The 430-nt window shown below is 43.5% G+C and carries 1 protein-coding gene; it reads left to right on the forward strand.

From position 1 onward, the window contains the following. Positions 1–167: 167 nt before the first annotated feature. Positions 168–430: ATP-binding cassette domain-containing protein (locus AB4512_RS24430; protein WP_372176071.1), on the forward strand; the 263-nt coding region annotated here is incomplete at its 3' end.

Genomic DNA, 430 nt, shown 5'->3' on the forward strand with positions numbered 1-430 from the left:
TTGTATAACAGACATAATATCGAAGGCGCTAGATAAGGTTGGTCAGCTCGTAGTGGGCACGAGCATACTACAATGATAAGTCGATTGATTTAGCGAATAATTATCATTTTTATTTCACTGTGTTACATTAGCGGCTAGCAGCCCATAACTCAACTTCATATTGCATTATGTACACACTTACCAATGCCTCGTTCGAAATCGACGGTAAGAAGATCCTTTCGCCAACGACTTTGACCTTTGAACCAAAGAAGGTCACCACCTTGCTGGGTCATAATGGATGTGGCAAATCGACACTCATTAAACTGTTAAGTCGACAAAACACGCCAACTGAAGGTGACGTTCTCTTCAATGAGCAACCCCTCGCCTCATACAGTAACCTTGAATTTGCACACCAAGTCGCCTACCTGCCGCAGCACCCACCAATTACTGA

It is taken from the genome of Vibrio sp. 10N.222.52.B7, assembly GCF_041474275.1.
Classification (GTDB): Bacteria; Pseudomonadota; Gammaproteobacteria; order Enterobacterales; family Vibrionaceae; genus Vibrio; species Vibrio crassostreae_C.